Genomic DNA, 1474 nt, shown 5'->3' with positions numbered 1-1474 from the left:
AATTCACGCCGCGCGGCCAGTTTGTCCGGCTGCAGCGGCATCGCATCGGCCATGGTGTGCCCGATAAAGCGGCACGGCACGTTGTAGCGATCGTAAAACGCTTTTTCAAAAGGCAGAAACGCCAGCACCAGATCGGTGTTGCGGCCAATTTTGAACACGCGCTTTTGTCGCCAGGCCCACACGGAGGGACTGACATAATGAATGGTGCGAATGCCGGCACGCTTGAGGTTGCCTTCCAGCGTGATGTTGAAATCCGGGGCATCGATGCCGACGAAGACATCCGGCCGCAGCTCGGTAAAGCGCTGGGTTAAATCCTTGCGGATGTGCAGCAAACGGCGCAGGCGGCCAAGCACCTCAACGATGCCCATTACCGCCAGCTCTTCCATCTCGTACCAGGCTTCGCAGCCTTCGGCCTGCATCAGCGGACCGGCAACGCCAACGAAGCGCGCGTCAGGATGGCGCGCTTTCAGCGCACGAATCAATCCGGCACCAAGAATATCGCCGGAGGTTTCTCCGGCGACCAGGGCAATCGTTAAGGGACGCACTGACATGAATTAACGAATCAATCCACGGGTAGAACGGGCAAAGAAGTCGTAGAAAGGCTGCACTTCGCTATGAAGTTTAGCCAGTTCTTCAATCTCCGGCTTCACTTCATCCAGCGTTTTACCGCTGCGGTACAGCAGCTTGTACGCGTTACGAATGGCGTGCAGTGCTTCTTTGCTGAAGCCACGACGCTTCAGGCCTTCGATATTGACACCGAACGGCGTGGCATGGTTGCCCTGCGCAATCACGTACGGCGGCACGTCCTGCGCGACGCCGGAACAACCGCCTACCATCACGTGGGCACCAATGGTGCACCACTGGTGCACCGCCGTCACGCCGCCGATGATGGCAAAATCATCCACGGTAACGTGGCCGCCCAGCGTTACGTTGTTGGCCAGAATACAGCGATTGCCGATCACGCAGTCATGGGCAATGTGCGCGTTGACCATCAGCAGGTTGTCGCTGCCGACTTTGGTCAGGCCGCCACCCTGCGTGGTGCCACGATGAATGGTGACGCTCTCGCGGATGCGGTTGCGATCGCCGACTTCAACGCGGGTCGGTTCACCGGCATATTTCAGATCCTGATTCACTTCGCCAATCGAAACGAACTGGTAGATCTGGTTATCTTTACCGATACGCGTGTGGCCATTCACCACCACGTGCGATTTCAGCACCGTGCCTTCGCCAATTTCCACGTTCGCTCCGACAACACAAAACGGACCGATTTGGACGTTGGCGCCGATCACCGCACCTTCTTCAATGATGGACGTTGGATGGATGCTGGCGGTTGAATCAATCACTAATTATGCCTCCCGGCTACGGGCACACATCATGGTCGCTTCACAGACAATCTTACCGTCTACGGTTGCCACGCCTTTGAAGCGCGTCAGGCCACGGCGGGTCTTCTCGAAGGTAACTTCCATGATCATCT

Annotated in this window: 2 protein-coding genes and 1 pseudogene; all 3 read right to left on the bottom strand. The window is 57.2% G+C overall.

What is annotated here, in order from left to right; all coding sequences use genetic code 11:
- The coding region (lpxB, locus tag ERD80_RS20560; RefSeq protein ID WP_136548342.1) for a lipid-A-disaccharide synthase at positions 1 to 551 on the bottom strand (551 nt) is incomplete at its 3' end.
- A 3-nt stretch (positions 552 to 554) separates the two neighbouring features.
- Positions 555 to 1343, bottom strand: coding sequence for an acyl-ACP--UDP-N-acetylglucosamine O-acyltransferase (gene lpxA / locus ERD80_RS20555; RefSeq protein WP_021507480.1), 789 nt, complete (start codon positions 1341 to 1343; stop codon positions 555 to 557).
- A gap of 3 nt (positions 1344 to 1346) precedes the next feature.
- Positions 1347 to 1474 (bottom strand): annotated as a pseudogene (locus tag ERD80_RS20550) (3-hydroxyacyl-[acyl-carrier-protein] dehydratase FabZ); the annotation flags it as partial.

Origin of the sequence: Pantoea sp. R102, assembly GCF_004916815.1 — a bacterium.
GTDB lineage: Bacteria > Pseudomonadota > Gammaproteobacteria > Enterobacterales > Enterobacteriaceae > Pantoea > Pantoea dispersa.
This window is presented reverse-complemented; position numbering and strand designations above follow the sequence as displayed.